This is a genomic window from Streptosporangium sp. NPDC023615 (assembly GCF_040640155.1).
Lineage (GTDB): Bacteria > Actinomycetota > Actinomycetes > Streptosporangiales > Streptosporangiaceae > Streptosporangium.
The window spans coordinates 40,720-57,274 of record NZ_JBFABE010000024.1; the positions used below are offsets into that span (position 1 = coordinate 40,720).

Annotated in this window: 15 protein-coding genes; 11 read left to right on the forward strand and 4 right to left on the reverse strand. The window is 73.7% G+C overall.

What is annotated here, in order from left to right:
• Nucleotides 1–105 precede the first annotated feature (105 nt).
• A complete protein-coding gene (locus AB0G16_RS18855) occupies nt 106–684 on the forward strand; it encodes a nucleotidyltransferase family protein (RefSeq protein ID WP_362806268.1) in 579 nt (192 codons plus the stop codon).
• Between the two features lie 9 nt (nt 685–693).
• Here AB0G16_RS18855 and AB0G16_RS18860 read toward each other — a convergent pair whose 3' ends face one another.
• Nucleotides 694–1,587 (reverse strand): endonuclease/exonuclease/phosphatase family protein, encoded by an 894-nt coding sequence (locus AB0G16_RS18860; RefSeq protein WP_362806183.1) that lies wholly within the window; start codon nt 1,585–1,587, stop codon nt 694–696.
• 209 nt (nt 1,588–1,796) lie between these two features.
• On the opposite strand from AB0G16_RS18860, the gene AB0G16_RS18865 reads away from it, so the two are divergent.
• The 7 genes from AB0G16_RS18865 to AB0G16_RS18895 all read left to right on the forward strand — a co-directional run bounded on the left by AB0G16_RS18865 (nt 1,797) and on the right by AB0G16_RS18895 (nt 7,851).
• Nucleotides 1,797–2,837 (forward strand): LLM class F420-dependent oxidoreductase, encoded by a 1,041-nt coding sequence (locus AB0G16_RS18865; protein WP_362806185.1) that lies wholly within the window; start codon nt 1,797–1,799, stop codon nt 2,835–2,837.
• A 182-nt stretch (nt 2,838–3,019) separates the two neighbouring features.
• Nucleotides 3,020–4,153, forward strand: coding sequence for an aminopeptidase P family protein (locus AB0G16_RS18870; RefSeq protein ID WP_362806187.1), 1,134 nt, complete (start codon nt 3,020–3,022; stop codon nt 4,151–4,153).
• A gap of 25 nt (nt 4,154–4,178) precedes the next feature.
• Nucleotides 4,179–4,739 carry an elongation factor P gene (efp, locus tag AB0G16_RS18875; RefSeq protein WP_362806189.1) on the forward strand — a complete coding sequence of 187 codons (561 nt, stop codon included), beginning with the start codon at nt 4,179–4,181 and terminating at the stop codon, nt 4,737–4,739.
• Nucleotides 4,739–5,149, forward strand: a complete 411-nt coding sequence (gene nusB, locus AB0G16_RS18880; RefSeq protein WP_362806191.1) for a transcription antitermination factor NusB — start codon at nt 4,739–4,741, stop codon at nt 5,147–5,149. Before efp ends, nusB begins: the two co-directional genes overlap by 1 nt.
• A 100-nt stretch (nt 5,150–5,249) precedes the next feature.
• Nucleotides 5,250–6,008, forward strand: a complete 759-nt coding sequence (locus tag AB0G16_RS18885) for a methyltransferase domain-containing protein (protein ID WP_362806193.1) — start codon at nt 5,250–5,252, stop codon at nt 6,006–6,008.
• 55 nt (nt 6,009–6,063) lie between these two features.
• Nucleotides 6,064–7,284, forward strand: coding sequence for a DNA polymerase IV (gene dinB / locus AB0G16_RS18890; RefSeq protein WP_362806270.1), 1,221 nt, complete (start codon nt 6,064–6,066; stop codon nt 7,282–7,284).
• A gap of 147 nt (nt 7,285–7,431) precedes the next feature.
• The gene (locus tag AB0G16_RS18895; RefSeq protein ID WP_362806195.1) at nt 7,432–7,851 is read left to right on the forward strand and encodes a DUF3040 domain-containing protein; all 420 of its coding nucleotides are present in this window, start codon (nt 7,432–7,434) and stop codon (nt 7,849–7,851) included.
• Nucleotides 7,852–8,175: 324 nt separating this feature from the next.
• On the opposite strand, the gene AB0G16_RS18900 is transcribed toward AB0G16_RS18895, so the two are convergent.
• The 3 genes from AB0G16_RS18900 to AB0G16_RS18910 are packed head-to-tail and all read right to left on the reverse strand — an operon-like array spanning nt 8,176 to nt 12,889.
• Nucleotides 8,176–10,662, reverse strand: coding sequence for a DUF3488 and transglutaminase-like domain-containing protein (locus AB0G16_RS18900; RefSeq protein WP_362806197.1), 2,487 nt, complete (start codon nt 10,660–10,662; stop codon nt 8,176–8,178).
• Nucleotides 10,659–11,915, reverse strand: a complete 1,257-nt coding sequence (locus tag AB0G16_RS18905; RefSeq protein WP_362806199.1) for a DUF58 domain-containing protein — start codon at nt 11,913–11,915, stop codon at nt 10,659–10,661. The genes AB0G16_RS18900 and AB0G16_RS18905 overlap by 4 nt, the downstream gene beginning before the upstream one ends.
• A complete protein-coding gene (locus AB0G16_RS18910; RefSeq protein WP_362806201.1) occupies nt 11,912–12,889 on the reverse strand; it encodes a MoxR family ATPase in 978 nt (325 codons plus the stop codon). The genes AB0G16_RS18905 and AB0G16_RS18910 overlap by 4 nt, the downstream gene beginning before the upstream one ends.
• 492 nt (nt 12,890–13,381) lie before the next feature.
• Here AB0G16_RS18910 and mraZ point away from each other — a divergent pair, with 492 nt between their 5' ends.
• From mraZ to AB0G16_RS18925, 3 genes are all read left to right on the forward strand, one after another.
• Nucleotides 13,382–13,813: a division/cell wall cluster transcriptional repressor MraZ gene (mraZ, locus tag AB0G16_RS18915; protein ID WP_344896758.1), complete on the forward strand. Its 432-nt coding sequence runs from the start codon at nt 13,382–13,384 to the stop codon at nt 13,811–13,813.
• A gap of 290 nt (nt 13,814–14,103) precedes the next feature.
• Complete coding sequence (rsmH, locus tag AB0G16_RS18920; protein ID WP_362806204.1) at nt 14,104–15,063, forward strand: 16S rRNA (cytosine(1402)-N(4))-methyltransferase RsmH; 960 nt, start codon at nt 14,104–14,106, stop codon at nt 15,061–15,063.
• Nucleotides 15,064–15,253: 190 nt separating this feature from the next.
• The gene (locus AB0G16_RS18925) at nt 15,254–15,565 is read left to right on the forward strand and encodes a hypothetical protein (protein WP_362806206.1); all 312 of its coding nucleotides are present in this window, start codon (nt 15,254–15,256) and stop codon (nt 15,563–15,565) included.
• Nucleotides 15,566–16,555 lie beyond the last annotated feature (990 nt).

A 16,555-nucleotide genomic window follows, 5' to 3' on the forward strand; every position in this document is an offset into this window, starting at 1 on the left:
CCGGGGAGCGCGGCGCGGCGGACGGCAGAGCGTGCGGCAGAGCGTGGGCGCGGGGAACGGGAGGCCGGGGAACGGGAGGCCGGGGAACGGGAGGCCGGGGAACCGGTGAGCGCGGGCCTGCTGCTGGCCGCGGGGTCCGGTTCGCGGCTCGGCACGCCGAAGGCCCTGGTGGAGTTCCACGGCGAGCGGCTGGTGGACCGGGGGGTCAGGGCGCTGCGCGAGGGAGGCTGCCGCACCGTGGTCGTGGTGCTCGGGGCCGCCGGTACGCCGGTGCCGGGGGCGGTCACCGTGCACAACCCGCGCTGGAGCTCCGGGATGGGGTCCTCGCTGCGGGCCGGGCTGGCGGCGGTCCCCGCCGAGGCGGCGCACGTGGTGATCGCCCTGGTGGACCAGCCGTTCGTCGGGCCGCGGGCGGTACGGCGGCTCATCCGGGCCGCCGGGCGGGGTGCCTCGGTCGCCGTCGCCACCTACGCGGGGGAGCGGCGCAACCCGGTGCTGATCGCCGGGGAGCACTTCGCGGAGGTCGCCCGGCTCGCGACCGGCGACGCCGGTGCCCGCCCCTTCCTGAGGGCGCGCGCCGAGCTGGTCGTCGCGGTGCCCTGTGACGACGTCGCCGACCCCGCCGACATCGACACCCCGGAGGACCTGGCCGCCCTGCGCGCCCGCCTCGGCCCCGCGGTCTGAACGCGCCCGCTAGGCGGCCAGGCGCAGCGAGGCGACGGCGGCGCGGTGGTCGCTGCCCGCGGCGGGCTCGACGCTCGCGGTGGTCGCGGTCATCCCCCGGTAGAGGATGTGGTCGGGGCGGGTGACCGGGAAGGCGGCGGGCCAGGTGAAGCCGAAGCCCGTACCGGCCTCCTGCTGGGCGTCCGAGAGGGGCGGCACCAGACCGGCCCGCTTGCGGTCGGTGGTGGCGGTGTTGAGGTCGCCGAGCAGCAGCAGGTGCGGGCTGTCGTCCTTGTCGATCATCCGGCGCGCGTAGGTCAGCGTCTCGTCGCGCAGGTCCGTCTGGCCCGGCCGGGCCGAGGCCAGGTGCATCACGTAGACGGTGACCCTGCCTTCGGGGGTGACGACCACCGCGCGCAGCGCCCGCGCCCAGTCCAGGCCGATGTCGGCCTTGCGCGCCTCGGCGATCGGGAAGCGGCTCCACAGGCCGACCGTGGCGATCCGGTAGCGGTGCGGGAACCTGTCGTCGAGGGCCTCGGCCGCCGGGCCCCCCGGGGTCAGCTCCTGCACCGCGACCAGGTCGCGGCCCTTGGAGACGGACCGTATGGCGTCGGCCGAGTCACCGTTGGTGGCGCCCACGTTGAGCGTGGCGACCGACAGGTCGCTGGGACCGCCGGGCGGGGTGCGGACCAGCGCCGGGCCGAACATCACCGCCCACACCGTCGCGGGGAGCAGCGCCGCGAAGACGACCTGCCAGGAGCGGGTGACCAGCGCGCAGACGAGCAGGATCGGGACGGCCACGCCGAGCCAGGGCAGCAGGCTCTCCAGCACGGGGGTGAACCCGCCCAGCTCCGGCAGGAGCCGGTGCCCTCCGAGCGTCAGGGCCAGTGTCCCCGACGCCACGATGATCGATCGCCTCAGCACACCGCTCCTCGTCCGTTTCCGCCGGGTCCTGCCCGGTCATGCGGGTCCCGCCGGGTCGCGCCGGGGATCTCCTGCCCCGGAATGCGTAGGCTACCGGCCCGGCGACGGCCGCGTGGGGCTTGGTGCGCGGGCGGTGAGTCGATAGCCTTTGTTGCCGAGACAACGGAACAACATTCGGTTTCGCCGGGCTGCGGAAGGACGATCTCACCATGCGTATCGGTATGGCCCTGAGCTACTCAGGAGGGTTCAAGGAGACGGTGGCCGCCCTGGCCGACTACGAGAGCGCGGGCCTCGACATCGTCTTCGTCGCCGAGGCCTACAGCTTCGACGCGGTCAGCCAGATGGGTTACATCGCCGCCAAGACCGAGAGACTGCAGATCGCCTCCGGCATCCTGCCGATCTACTCGCGGACCCCGGCCCTGCTGGCCATGACCGCGGCGGGCATGGACTACGTCTCCGGCGGCAGGTTCACCCTGGGCCTGGGCGCCTCGGGGCCGCAGGTCATCGAGGGCTTCCACGGCGTCCCCTACACCGCCCCGCTCGGCCGTACCCGCGAGGTCATCGAGATCTGCCGCCAGGTCTGGCGGCGCGAGCGCCTGGCCCACGACGGCAGGCACTACACGATCCCGCTCCCGGCCGACCGGGGGACCGGCCTGGGCAAGCCGCTGAAGCTCATCAACCACCCCGTCAGGGAGCGCATCCCCATCGTCGTGGCGGCCATCGGCCCCAAGAACGTCGAGCTGTCCGCCGAGCTCGCCGAGGGCTGGGAGCCGATCTTCTACGTCCCGGAGAAGGCCGCCGACGTGTGGGGGGCCTCGCTGGCCGCGGGCAGGGCCAGGCGTGACCCGTCGCTGGGCGAGCTGGACGTGATCGCCCAGGCGTCGCTGGCCATCGGCGACGACGTCTCGGACTGGCTGGAGCTGGGCCGCCCGGTGGCCGCCCTCTACATCGGCGGGATGGGGGCCAAGGGCAAGAACTTCTACAACGACCTGGCCCGCCGGTACGGCTACGAGAAGGAGGCCGAGCAGATCCAGAACCTCTACCTCGACGGCAAGAAGGACGAGGCCGCCGCGCTCGTCCCCGACGAGCTGCTGCGCAAGACGTCCCTGATCGGCTCCGAGGGCCACGTCCGCGAGCGGCTGCAGGCCATGCGCGAGGCGGGCGTCACCACCCTCAACGTCAGCCCGCTGGCACGCACCCACGAGGAGCGCGTCCGGCTGATCGAGCGGGTCAGGGAGCTGGCCGCCTGACCCCGGCGGGCCCGCCCTCGCGCCGCCCCCGCCCGGCCGGCGTCCGCGCCACCGGACCGGGCGGACCGGGCGGACCGGGCGGACCGGGGTGGACCGGCCGGGGTGGACCGGGGGCCGGACCGGGCGGGCGGGGGACGGCCGCGGTGGCGACACCGGGCATAGCGGTCAATAGCATGCCTGTCATGACCGCTCTCCACGCCCGGCGCCGCGAGGACCTCGCCGCCCTGCTCCCCGCTCACGAGGCGGACGCGATCCTGGTCACCCACGCCGTGAACGTGTACTACCTGACCGGGCTGGCCAGCTCCAACGCCGCCGTCCTGGTCCGGGCCGACGCGAGCGCCGCCCTGGCGACCGACTCCCGCTACATCGGCGCGGCCCGGAACGTCTGCGCCGACATCGAGGTGATCGAGGAACGCGACGTGGCCGGCGCCCTGCTCGCCGGCCCCGGCGGGGGCTCCGGCGGGGCCGGCCGGACCGGTGTCGAGGCCGACCACATGTCCGTCGCCGCCTACTTCCGGCTGGGAGGCGACCTGCCCCGCCTGTCGCAGGCGGTGGAGTCGGTGCGCATGGTCAAGGACGAGGACGAGATCGCCCTCCTGCGCACCGCGTGCGAGATCACCGACCGGGCCTTCGAGGCCGTACTGCCCGAACTGCGCCCGGGGACGACCGAGAAGGAGATCGCCAGGGCGCTGGAGCGGCACATGGCCGCCCTCGGCGCGGACGCCCCCGCCTTCGAGGCGATCGTGGCGAGCGGGCCCAACGGCGCGGTCCCGCACCACGCGCCCTCGGACCGGCCGCTGGAGCGCGGCGACCTGGTCACCATGGACTTCGGGGCCCGCCACCTGGGCTACCACGCCGACATGACCAGGACCGTGGCGATCGGCGAGCCCGCCGGCTGGCAGCGCGAGCTGTACGACCTCGTCCGGGCCGCCCAGGGCGCCGGCCTCGCGGCGGCGCGGACCGGCACCGCCACGCACGAGGTGGACGCCGCCGCCCGCGACCTGATCGCCGGGGCGGGGTACGGGGAGTTCTTCAAGCACGGCCTCGGCCACGGCGTCGGGCTGGAGATCCACGAGGTGCCGTTCCTGTCCCCGCGCAAGCCCGGGCGGCCCGGGCGGCCGGAGCTTTCGGAGCTTTCGGAGCAGCCGGAGCGTGACCGGGAGCACGCTAGACTAGAGGATCGAGTTCCGATCACCGTCGAGCCCGGGGTGTACCTGCCCGGCAGGGGCGGCGTGCGCATCGAGGACACTCTCGTGGCGCGCGACGGCGGGCCGGAGCTTCTCACACGGACGACCAAAGAGCTGCTCGTCCTTTAAGAGCGGCCGTACGCAGGAGAGACTAGTGGCGACGACGAACGACCTCAAGAACGGCCTCGTGCTCAAGCTCGACGGCGGTGAGCTCTGGGCTGTCGTGGAGTTCCAGCACGTCAAGCCCGGCAAGGGCGGCGCGTTCGTCCGCACCAAGCTCAAGAACGTGATGTCGGGCAAGGTCGTCGACAAGACCTTCAACGCGGGCGTGAAGGTCGAGGTGGCCAACGTCGACAAGCGCGAGATGCAGTTCTCCTACATGGACGGCGACGACTTCGTCTTCATGGACACCGAGACCTACGACATGCTCCACGTCTCCCGGGTGGCGGTCGGCGACTCGGCCAACTACCTCCTGGAGAACATGCTCGCCACCGTGGCGATCAACGAGGGCAACGTCCTCTACGTCGACCTGCCCGCGGCCGTCGAGCTGCTCGTCTCCGAGACCGAGCCCGGCCTCCAGGGCGACCGCTCCACCGGCGGCACCAAGCCCGCCACGCTGGAGACCGGCGCCGAGATCAAGGTGCCGCTGTTCATCACCACCGGCGAGAAGGTCAAGGTCGACACCCGCACCGGCGATTATCTCGGCCGCGCCTGATGTCGGCACGGGGCAAGGCGCGCAGGCGCGCGCTGGACATCCTCTTCGAGGCCGAGGCGCGGAGCGAGGACCCCAGGAACGTCCTGGCCGAGCGCCTGGAGCGGGCCGAGCCGCCCGTGAACGAGTACACCACCACGATCGTCGAGGGCGTCTGCCGGCACCGGTCGCGCATCGACGAGCTGATCACCGCCTACGCCGAGGGCTGGACGCTGGACCGCATGCCCGCGGTCGACCGCAACCTGCTGCGCGGCGGCACCTACGAGCTGCTGTGGATGCCCGACGTCCCCGAGGGCGTCGTGATCAGCGAGTGGGTCAGCCTGGCCTCGGAGCTGTCGACCGACGAGTCGCCGCAGTTCGTCAACGGCCTGATGGCCCGCTTCAAGCAGCTCAAACCCTCCCTGACGCTCTGACCGCGCCCGGCGGGGAGCCGTTCACCCAGGCTCCCCGCCCCGCACCGGGCCGTACGCGGCGTAGGCTGGGTTCGTCACCGTAGGAGGAGGCGAACTGAAGTTGCACGCCGTAGGCATCTCACGGCAGACGGGTACCCCGGCGGTCCGCACCGCGGTCGTGTGGGAGGCCCTGAGCGCCGTGCTGGCCGAGCGGACGGCCGCGACGGGCCGTGAACGGCTGGACATCGTCGACGCCGGGGGAGGCACGGGCGGTTTCGCCGTCCCCCTGGCCGAGCTGGGCCACTCCGTGACGGTCGTCGACCCCAGCCCCGACTCGCTCGCCGCGCTGGAGCGCAGGGCCGCGGAGGCCGGGGTGAGCGTGCGCGCCCTGCAGGGTGACGCCGCCGACCTGGGAGAGCTGCTCCCGACCGGCGAGGCCGACCTGGTGCTCTGCCACAGCGTGCTGGAGTACGTGGACGACCCGGCCGGCGCGGTGACGGCCATGGCCGGGCTGCTGCGTCCCGGCGGCGTGATCAGCGTGCTCGCCGCCAACCCGCTGGCCGCGGCCCTGCACCGTTCCATCGCCGGCCGGTTCGACGAGGCCCGCGAGGCCCTCGCCGACCCCGACGGGCGCTGGGGCGAGAAGGACCCCACCCCCCGGCGCTTCACCCGGGAGAGCCTGGAGCGGCTCCTGGCCGTGACCGGCTTCACCCCCGGGGAGGTCCACGGCGTGAGGATCTTCGCCGATCTGGTGCCCAGCAGGCTGCTGGACGGCGAGCCGGGAGCGGCCCGCGCCCTGGTCGCCCTGGAGCAGGCGGCGGCGGCACACCCCGTGCTCCGCGACATCGCGACCCAGTTGCACGTCCTCGGACACCGGTGAGCGCCGCGTCGAACGCGTGTTCCCGTAGAATGACGTCGTGTCGAGAAAGCAGCAGATGCCGCGCCCGGGCCCGGAGCTGGGGTCGGACGACACCGGCTGCCCGATCCTGCACGTCGACATGGACGCCTTCTACGCCGGCGTCGAGCTGCGGACCCGCCCGGAGCTGCGCGGCAGGCCCGTCATCGTCGGCCTCTCGGCGGGCCGCGGGGTGGTGCTCAGCGCCACCTACGAGGCCAGGGAGTTCGGCGTGCACTCGGCCATGCCCATGACCCGGGCCCGGCGGCTCTGCCCCCAGGCGGTGATCCTCGCGCCCAGCCGCGACACGTACGCCGAGGTCTCCCGGCAGGTCATGGAGATCTTCCGGAGTTTCACCCCCGAGGTCGAGCCCATCGCCTCCGACGAGGCGTTCCTGGACGTCTCCGGGGCGCGCAAGCGGCTGGGCCGCCCGGCCGAGATCGCCGAGATGATCCGCGAGCGGGTCGTGAGCGAGCAGGGCGTGACCTGCTCGGTCGGGGTGGCCCCCAACAAGTTCGTGGCCAAGCTCGCCTCCCGGCACGGCAAGCCCGACGGGCTGTTCGTGGTGCCCGCCGCCAAGGTGGTCGACTTCCTGCACCCGCTGCCGGTGGCGGCGCTGTGGGGCGTGGGGGAGCGCACCGAGCGGTCCCTGGCCCGGCTCGGCATCGCGACCGTCGGCGACCTCGCCGCGGTCCCGGTGGACACCCTCAGGCGAGAGCTGGGGCAGGCGGCGGGCACGCACCTGGCCGAGCTCGCCTGGGGGCGCGACAGCCGTCCCGTCACCCCGCACACGCCGGACAAGAGCATCGGCGCCGAGGAGACGTTCGCCACCGACATCGGCGACCCGGTGCTGATCCGCCGGGAGCTGCTGCGGCTGTCTGAGCGGGTCGCGGCCAGGCTCCGGCGATCCGGCGTCGTCGGCCGCACCATCAGCGTCAAGCTGCGCCGGGCCGACTTCACCACCCTGTCCCGCTCCCGGAGCCTGCACGACCCCACCGACGTCGCCAAGATCGTGTACGACGTCGCCTGCGATCTCTACACCGCCTCCGGCCTGGAGGACGTCCCGCTGCGGCTGGTCGGCGTGCGGGTGGAGAACCTCGGCCCGGCCGAGGGAGCGGCCCGGCAGCTCGGTCTCGGCGAGCGCGAGACCGGCTGGCGCGAGGCCGAGCTGGCGATGGACCGGGCGACCCGAAGATTCGGCCGGAACGCGGTGCTCCCGGCCTCCCTTGTCCGCCCGCCGTTTGATGGAATGGAACCATGACGTCGCCTCCGGTTTGGACTACGTTGGACGTTTTCTTTCGTCTACGTCTACAGCCTCGTATTCTGGGGATAACCGACCGCGAGGTTCGGACACCCCGTGTCGTCCGTCACCGTCTTCCCCGTCCTGGGGCTGTCCTTGGGAGGCGCCGTGCCGCTCTCTGAGCACGAGCAGCGCTTGCTCGACCAGATCGAGCAGGCCCTCTACGCCGAGGACCCGAAGTGGGCCAACACCGTCAGGATCAGTGATCCACGCAGCCACTACAGGCGTCGCCTGGTGAAGGCCGGCATCGGCTTCATCGTGGGCATCGTCCTGCTGATGGTCGGCGTCGTGATCAACAACGTCCTGCTCGGCATCCCGCTCGGCGTCGGCGGCTTCGTGGTGATGCTCGCCGCCTGCCTGTGGGGCCTGTCGAGCTGGAAGCGGATGAACGGGTTCGGTGAGGCCGGTCCGGCCGCCCCGACCGATCAGCCGTCCGGCAAGACGGGCGGGCGCAGATCCGGCGGCACCCGCCAGAGCTTCATGGAACGCATGGAGGAGCGCTGGCGCCGTCGCCACGACGAGCGCTAGACCACCGGGGCCCGCCACCGTTCACGGCGGCGGATCCCGCCCCGGTGACGTTCCCCTCCGGCATGCCCTGACGCCCCCGCCGATCCCCGAGGTGACATTCCCCTTCCCCCGGTGATCCTCCGGCTTCGGGTACCCGGCCGCTCCGGTGTCTCCCTCTGTCCCCCCGTCCGTCCCCCGCCTGCCTCCCGTCCGCGCGAGGACGTCCGGCCGCTCCCCCTCCGAGGGGGAGCGGCCGGACGTCTTCCGTACCTCACCCGGCCGGACGACCGGGGCTCACCGGGCCGGCCGGGCGGGACACACCTCACCCGGCCGGGTGGCCGGGCCTCACGCGCCCTTCCTGAGCGGCCTGCGCAGCCGGATGTTCTCCAGCAGGTCGAAGCCGTCCAGCACCCGCCCGCCCATCGCCCGCATCCGCAGGAGCGTCGAGGGGGGCAGCAGCACCGCCCTGATCCGCCGGCCACGGCTCACCGTGGCCGCCAGGGCCCGCCGTACCCTCGGCAGGTCCTCGCGGAGCGAGGCGATCTCCCCGCCGCTGCGGGCGTAGAGCATCCGCTCCACCGCGGCGGCGATCCTGGTCAGGGCGGCGGCCGCCTCCGGGTCGAACGCGTACTGCCGGGTCAGCCGCCGGGCCAGCGAGCGCGGGCTCTCGCTCGGCTCCCGCGAGATCCCGTAGTCGCACAGGGCGTCGTCGAGCTCGGCCCAGGCCGCCATCACCGCGGGCTCCCGGCGGGCCTCGCCCGTCACGACCCCGGCCGTGGTGGTCCCGCCCGCCACGGGTCCGCCGGCCACGGCCGCGCCCGCCGTCCCCTCACCCGGCCCCGCGCCCCCGGCCCTGGCGCCGGGTGAGGGGACCGGCCGCGAGTAGAGCCTGCGGCGGCGGACCCGCATCTGCCACCGGACCAGGGCGGGGACCGCCGCGACCAGTAGCGCGACGGCGACCCCGATCCCGATCTTCGTGGCGACCGGCATGCCCTCCTCCGGAGCGGCCACCAGGCCGCCGAGGTCACGGTCGAGCGTCCGGTCGCGGCGGTTGGCCGAGGCCCCGCCCTGCGTCTCGGGACCGCTGGAGGCCGCCGACGGCGCCGCGCTCGGCTCGGCGCTGGGGGCCGGGGCCGCCTGCGGCCGGGTGTAGTCCGGCACCGTGGCGCTGCCCTGGCCTTCCCCGCCCGCCGGGGTCGGCTCGAAACGCAGCCACCCGGTGCCCTCGAAGTACAGCTCGGGCCAGGCGTGCGAGTCGTGGGTGCGCACCTGCCACGCCCCGGAGACGTTGCCGCCGCCGGTGTAGCCGATGGCCACCCGGGACGGGATGCCCAGGACGCGCGCCAGCACCGCCATGGAGGCGGCGAACTGCTCGCAGTACCCCGTCCGGTTGCGGATCAGGAAGTCGGTCAGCGCCGCCCCGTCGTGCCCCTGGGTCGACAGGTCGTAGGTGAACCCGCCGTCCTCGGTGAAGAACCTCTGGAGCTGGATCGCCTTCTCGTACGCGCCGGCGTCGCGCTCGGTCACCCGGGTGGCGAGCTGCCTGATCTCGCCGGGCAGGTTCTCCGGGAGCGCCAGGTAGCGCTCCGCGATCGCCGCGGACGCCGGGGCCGCCGCCTTGAGCCGCTCCGCCGTGGTCTTGGGCTCACCGGTGACCACCCGGTACGTCAGTCCCTCGGCGGTGTCGCGGGTGGAGAAGACCATGAGCGTCTCGCGGTCGGGCCGCCAGTCGCCCTCGGCCGTGACCCGGGCGGCCGGGTACGGCAGGGGCAGGAAGCTCAGCCTCCTGACCTGGTCGCTCACGGTGACGTCGAGCGTGGCCGAGGTGACCTCCAGGCTCGGGCTCTGGCCCGGCGCGGGCGGCATGGGCGCCTCGGACGTGCGGTCCTCGGGCCGTCCCTTGGGCTCCGACATCGTCCACTGCTCGCCGTCGAAGATGTCGAGCGCGTACAGCCGCAGGTAACGCGAGTCGCCGTCGCTGGGCCGGTAGGTCAGCACCGTGGAGTTCTCCGGCAGCGTGAGCTGGCCGCGCAGGTTGACGATGGGGTTGGGGATGCTGATCGAGTTGCCGCCGCCCCTGCCGTTGCCCACGCCGAAGACGAACAGCGGGTCGGGCTCCAGCGTGGGCAGCAGCGAGGGCAGCAGGATGGCCAGCGCGACCGCGGTGAAGCCGATGCGCTTGCCGGACAGCCGCAGCGGCCCGGTGTCGGAGGAGGCGGGCCGCGCGGTCGCCGACGCGGACATCCGGCGCACCAGCACCGCCCGGCCCCAGTGGCTGACCCGCTCCCGGCCGTCGGCCACGAGCAGTCCCAGGTAGCCCGCGGCCCCGGCGACGAACGCCGGCCAGCCGATCGGCTCGGCGATCACCGCCGCCGGGACGGTGAACAGCGCCAGCAACGGCAGCCCGGCGAGCGCCGCCCGGTGCAGCCGCGCGGCCAGCAGGTCGACGGTGATCGCGATCACCCCGACGCCGCCGCAGGTGAGCAGCACGATGCCGGTGCTGTCGGGCACGGGGGCGGCGAACCGCTGGATGTCGGCGAAGCCCGTGGTCAGCAGCTCGGCCAGTTCAAGCACCGAGTCCGTGGTGGGCACCACCTTGCCCCAGGCCTCGTCGGCGGTGAACGCGGCCGTCAGGTAGACCCACAGGGCCAGCACCTGCGCCGGCGGCACCGCCCAGCCGGGAAGCGCGTAGTACCCGGCGGCCGTGCCGATCCCGGCCACCACCAGGATGGCCCCCAGGCTCGCCCAGAACCAGTCACCTCCCTGGAACAGGGGGTAGAGCGCGATCGCGACCGCCCCCGTCGCCAGCCCCGAGGCGATGGGAAGTCTCATGTGTCACCTCTGCTCGCTGCGAATCTGCCGCGCTGGGCGGCCTCCTGCCAGACGCTCGCGACGGAGACGCCGGCGGCCAGGCGCACGACGCGCCAGCCCGTACCGGTGAGCACCGCCCGTGCCGCCTGGAACTCCTCGTTCTCGCCGAGTTCGGGCTGCTCCCAGCCGGCCACGTCCAGCATCACGGCCACGCCGGTCACGTTGCCCTGCCGGGCACGGGAGAGCTCCTGGGCCTGCTCCAGGTCCAGGTAGCCGAGCACCGCCACGATCAGGCCGTCGCCGCCGCCCTGGCGCAGCGCGCCGACGCCGAACTCCAGCGACCTGGCGGTGCCGGCCCGCACCACGGCCAGGGTGTCGAGCAGGGACCGGCTCAGCCCGTTGTCGGTGAGGTGCTCCGCCCCCTGGTCGGTGACCAGCCGCAGGCCGAGCCCCTCGTGGGCGAGGTGCACGCCGATGGAGGCCGCGGCCGAGACCGCGGTCTCGAACGACGAGCGCGGGCCCTCGCCGCGGTGGGCGTAACGCCGGGTGTCCAGCAGCAGCGCGCCCCTGCTCTGCCACTGCTGCTCCTCGCGCCGCACCATCAGCTCGCCGCGCCTGGCGGTGGAGCGCCAGTGGACCCGCCGCAGGTCGTCGCCCTGGCGGTACTCGCGCGGCGCGACGTCGTCGTCCCCGGCCGCGGCCACGCTGCGGGTCCGGCTGTCGCCCCCGCCGCTCCACTCCCCGGCCAGCCGCACGTGCGGCAGGGCCACCACCTGCGGCGTCACCACCAGGGTGTCGCTGATGGTGAACGACCTGGTCAGCTCGACCAGGCCGAACGGGTCGCTGATCCGGACGGCCAGCGGCCCGATGGTGAAGCGGCCGCGCAGGTCGGAGCGGACCCGGTAGTCGATCTCCCGGACGCCCCGGGCCTCCACCCGGTCCAGGACGAACCTGGGCCGGGCGCCCAGGGCGTACGGGACGGTGTCCTCGATCATCAGCAGGCCGGTCGGCAGCCGGGTGACGTTCTCCAGGCGCAGCGTCACGGTGGCCTCGCTGCCCACCTCGGACCGCGGCGGGTCCAGTCGCCGGGCGCAGCTCAGCCGGTAGCGGGTCCGGGCGACCACCATGGCCGCGAGCAGCGGCAGCGCGACGACCAGGACGCCGATCCTGAGCAGGTCGTGCTCGCCGAGGAAGAAGGCGCACAGCAGTGCCGCGACGCCGGACGCCAGGAAGGACCGGCCGCGGGCGGTGAGCGCCTTGAGGCCTGAGGTCACCGCGGCTGGGCCTCGGGAACCGGGACCCGGCGGACCAGGTCGGCGATCACCTGCTCGGGCGGGCGGCGCTGCCCCTGGGCCTCGACGCTGGGCAGCAGCCGGTGCGCCAGCACCGGCACGCACAGCTCCTGCAGGTCGTCGGGGATGACGTAGTCGCGACCGGCCAGCGCCGCGTGCGCCCGCGCGGCCCGGACGAGCTGCAGGGTCGCGCGCGGCGAGGCGCCGAGCCGCAGGTCGGGGGACTGCCGGGTGGCGGTCACCAGGTCGATCGCGTACATCTTGATCGCCTGGGAGACGTAGACCGCGCGGACCGCGTCGATCAGCGCCTTGACCTGCTCGGTGGTGGCGACCGGCTGCAGCTTGTCCAGCGGGGAGGCGGCGCCGTGCACGTCGAGCATCTCCAGCTCCGCCGACGGGGCGGGGTAGCCCATCGCGATCCGGGCGGTGAAGCGGTCGCGCTGCGCCTCGGGCAGGGGGTAGGTGCCCTCCATCTCGATGGGGTTCTGCGTCGCGATCACCATGAAGGGCGAGTCCAGCAGGTAGGTCTCCCCGTCCACGGTGACCTGGTGCTCCTCCATGCACTCCAGCAGCGCGGACTGGGTCTTCGGCGAGGCCCGGTTGATCTCGTCGCCCACCACGATGTTGGCGAAGACCGGGCCGGGCTTGAACTCGAACTCCATGGTCTGCTGGTTGTAGGCGCTCACCCCGGTGATGTCGCTGGGGAGCAGGTCGGGCGTGAACTGCACGCGGCGTACGGGACAGTCGATGGATCGCGCCAGCGCCTTGGCGAGCATCGTCTTGCCGACTCCGGGCACGTCCTCGATGAGAAGGTGGCCCTCGGCGAGCAGTACGGTCAAGGTCAGGCGGACCACGTCGCTCTTGCCCTCGATCACCGATTCGATCGACTCGCGGATCCGGTGCGCGGTGACGACGAGATCCTCGAGCTGCGGTGAGACGTCATGGGTCAATGCCACCCAGGCCTCCATGAAGGTGCGGCGGTTGCGCGCCGGGGGGTTCTGTCGCGGGATCTTTGCGATCCCCTTGCTCATTCTGTTTACCGACACTACGGCGCCACGCGGACCGGCGGCGACTTTATCTGGTCATCAGGGATGATTCCGGGTGAATGGCCACAGTGTGTCCCACGTCCGTCGCGATCATGTGCCGATGACGTGCCGGTCCCGTGACGGGCGGGGGCCCGTCCGGGGCCCCGCGGGCCCCTGTCGCTCTGTAAGCATTTCATGATCTTTGCGGTATTGGACGCGCTTTACGACACGCCCAGGGCATATGCGGGGCGGTCAACCCCCTCCACTCCACCCCACCCCATTTGAACTGCGGAAATGTCGGTGAAACCCGCCGCGAAGAGGCGTGGAATCAGTTGACGGTGGAGAGAAGTGGAGTATGGTGGTGCGCAGTGGAGGGCAGGGCTGTGACGCCTGGCGCTCCGCTGGGCACGGGAGGTGAGGCCGATGTTCCTCGGCACGCACCACCCGCGTCTCGATGACAAGGGACGGCTGTTCCTGCCGGCGAAGTACCGTGAGGAGCTGGCGGAGGGTCTGGTGATCACCAAAGGCCAGGAGCGCTGCCTCTACGTCTTTCCCGTAGAGGAGTTCCAGCGCATAACCGAGGCTCTGCGCACCGCGCCGGTGACCGCCAAGGCGGTCCGTGACTACAGCCGTGTCCTCTTCGCCAGCGCGTCCGACGAGGTCGCCGACAAGCAGGGCCGGATCACCGTCCCGCAGGCTCTGCGTGAGTACGCCAGCCTGCGCCGCGACTGCGTGGTCATCGGGGCCAACACCCGGCTGGAGATCTGGGCCGAGGATGCCTGGAGCGCCTATCTGGCCGACCAAGAGCAGGCTTTTGCCGATCTGTCGGAGGAGGTGCTGCCAGGGATTCTGTGACTCCACGGTCGACTCATCGGTGAAAACGTCGTTCGGCGAGGTCTCCACCCGCAACCACCTGTCCGTCAGCTGATGCACCTTCCCCGGTGTCAGGTGACGGGCCGAAACGCGGGTGCGGATGGGGACCTGGCCGGACGGCCCCGAGGGTAGGGGCCGGTTTCGACAGACCGGTGAGGCCCGCCGCACGTCCGCGGACGGGGCGGGAAAGAGGGGGTTGGCGCTTCATGCGCGCCGAGAACGACAGCCATGACCTTCAGACGCACGGCCATGATCTCCGGAGTGACCCCCACGTGTCGCCCGGTCATGTCCCCGTCATGCTCGACCGGGTGCTGGAGCTGCTGGCTCCCGCGCTGGCCCGGCCCGCCCCCGTGCTCGTCGACGCCAACCTCGGCCTCGGCGGCCACGCCGAGGCGCTGCTCGCCGCGCACCCCGCGCTCCACCTGATCGGGATCGACCGCGACCCCACCGCCGTCGAGCGCTCCACCGCCCGGCTCGCCCCGTACGCCGACCGGATCACGCTGGTGCGCGCGGTCTCCGACGAGCTGGCCGAGGTGCTGGCGGACGCGGGCCAGCCCCGCGTCGACGCCGCCCTGTTCGACCTGGGGGTCTCCTCCCCGCAGCTCGACGAGGCCGAGCGCGGCTTCGCCTACTCCTACGACGCGCCGCTGGACATGCGGATGGACGGCGACCAGGAGCTCACCGCCGAGGTCGTGGTCAACACCTACTCCGCCCCCGACCTCATCCGGATCCTGCGGGACTACGGAGAAGAACGATTCGCCCCGCGTGTCGCGAACCTAATCCTCAAGGAAAGGGCCAGGGAGGCCATAACGTCTACCAAGCGGCTTGCGGAGATCGTCCGGACGGCGATCCCGGCCGCGACCCGCAGGACCGGGGGCAACCCCGCCAAAAGGACTTTCCAGGCGTTGCGAATCGAGGTGAACGCGGAGTTGACGGCGCTGGAACGCGCGCTCCCCGCCGCGCTCGACGCACTGACGCTGGGCGGGCGCGTCGTCGTGCTCGCCTACCACTCCCTCGAGGACCGGCTGACCAAGCAGGTCATCACCGCGCGGACCAGGGACACCGGCCCCCCCGGGCTTCCCGTCCCCCTGCCGGCTCACCAGCCGCGTTTCGCGCTCCTGACGAGGGGGGCCGAGCTTCCGAGTGAAGAGGAGGTGGCCCGCAACCCGCGGGCGGCCTCCGCCCGGTGCCGGGCGGCAGAGAGGATCCGTGAGGCAGTTGACGAGGAGTGAGACAGAGGTCCGGCGCACCGCGCCCGGCCGAGGCACCCGTCCCGCGCGCGCCCCTCGCGCGACACCGCGCGGACGGCGGCCGATACCGGCGGCGGCCGGTCCCGCCGCCCGGACCGCACCGGCCCAGGCGGTCCAGCCGGTCCAGTCGGCGCCCGCCGCCCGTCGCTCGCGGGCGCCGAGGGCGCCCTTCGTGCTGCTCGTGGTCGGCCTGCTCTGCGGCGGCCTGGTCAGCCTGCTGCTGCTGAGCGCCGTGCTGGCCCAGGACTCCTACCGGGTCCGGGAACTGAACAACGACCTCATCGACCTGCGCGCCGCCAGGGAGAGCAAGAAGGTCGAGAACATGCGGCAGGACACGCCCGAGGCGATCGCGCGGAACAACGATCTCCAGGGCCAGCACAAGGACTGGGACACCGCGCGCGTCATCATCCCCGGCGGCTCCACGGGCGCCGGCGACGGCGGGACACCCGCCGGGCGGGAACGAGTGCCGGGCACGGGCCGGTGACCGAGACCGGCGGACGGAATCCCCGGCCGGGGCGCGACGACGCCCGGGGCGGGGCGGCGGGAGGGGCCGGCCGCCGGGCCGCCGGCACGGGCCGTCCGGGCCGTACGCCGGGAACCTCGGGCGCGACCGGCTCCGGTGCCCCCCGTCCGGCCGGGGAGCCGTCGGGCCCGGCCCCCACGGGGCGCGGCAGGACGCCCGCGAGGCCCGACAGGGCCGCCGCGGGGCCGGACAGGACGTCCGCCGGCCGGACGGGCAAGGCCGGCCCGGCCGCCCGGCCCCCGGCGCCACCGGCCGCCGAGGACCGGTCGGCGCGGCCGCCCGCCTCCGGGGGCTCGGGCAGGGGATCCACCCCGCCGGGTCCCGCCAGGACGGGCTCGCCCGCGTCCCCGGGCGGCCCGCGCGTGCCCGGAAGATCCGAGAAGTCCGAGAAATCGGGAAAGCCGGGCTCGTCGGGCAGGTCACCGGCGCCGGGGCCGGGCCCGGCCGGGAGGGGATCGGGCCCGGCGGGCAGGACCGCGTCGGGACCGGCCACACCGGGCGGGTCCGGCAGACCGGCCTCCACGGGCGGCGGCAGACCGGCCTCCACGGGCGGGTCCGGCAGATCGGGCGGGTCCGGCGGGCACCCCGCCACGAGCGGGCCCGGCCCCGCCGGCAGGCCCGGCCCCGCCGGAAGGAAGGTCCCTCCCGGACGGCAGGGACCGGCCGCGAGGCCGCCCGCCTCCGGTTCGCCGGGCAGGGCCGGACGGCCGGAGGGCCGTCCCGGAGCGCGCCCCGACCGGAGCGGCACGTCCGGGAGCGCCGACAGACCCGACAGACCCGGCAGGCCCGGCAGGCCCGACAGGCCGGTCAGGCCGTCCGGACCCCCGGGCAGACCGGCGGGCACCGAGGCGACCGGCGGACCCGGCAGGCCCGGCGACCCCGGGACGAGCCGCGGGCCCGGCAGGCCCGGCGACCCCGGGACGAGCCGCGGGCCCGGCAGGCCCGGCGACC

Bases quoted from the DNA above. Each gene is read 5' to 3' on its own strand.
- mraZ (WP_344896758.1), top strand. From the start codon at position 13,382: ATGTTCCTCGGCACGCACCACCCGCGTCTCGATGACAAGGGACGGCTG.
- AB0G16_RS18870 (WP_362806187.1), top strand. From the start codon at position 3,020: ATGACCGCTCTCCACGCCCGGCGCCGCGAGGACCTCGCCGCCCTGCTC.
- AB0G16_RS18900 (WP_362806197.1), bottom strand. From the start codon at position 10,662: ATGAGACTTCCCATCGCCTCGGGGCTGGCGACGGGGGCGGTCGCGATC.
- AB0G16_RS18865 (WP_362806185.1), top strand. From the start codon at position 1,797: ATGCGTATCGGTATGGCCCTGAGCTACTCAGGAGGGTTCAAGGAGACG.
- nusB (WP_362806191.1), top strand. From the start codon at position 4,739: ATGTCGGCACGGGGCAAGGCGCGCAGGCGCGCGCTGGACATCCTCTTC.
- dinB (WP_362806270.1), top strand. From the start codon at position 6,064: ATGCCGCGCCCGGGCCCGGAGCTGGGGTCGGACGACACCGGCTGCCCG.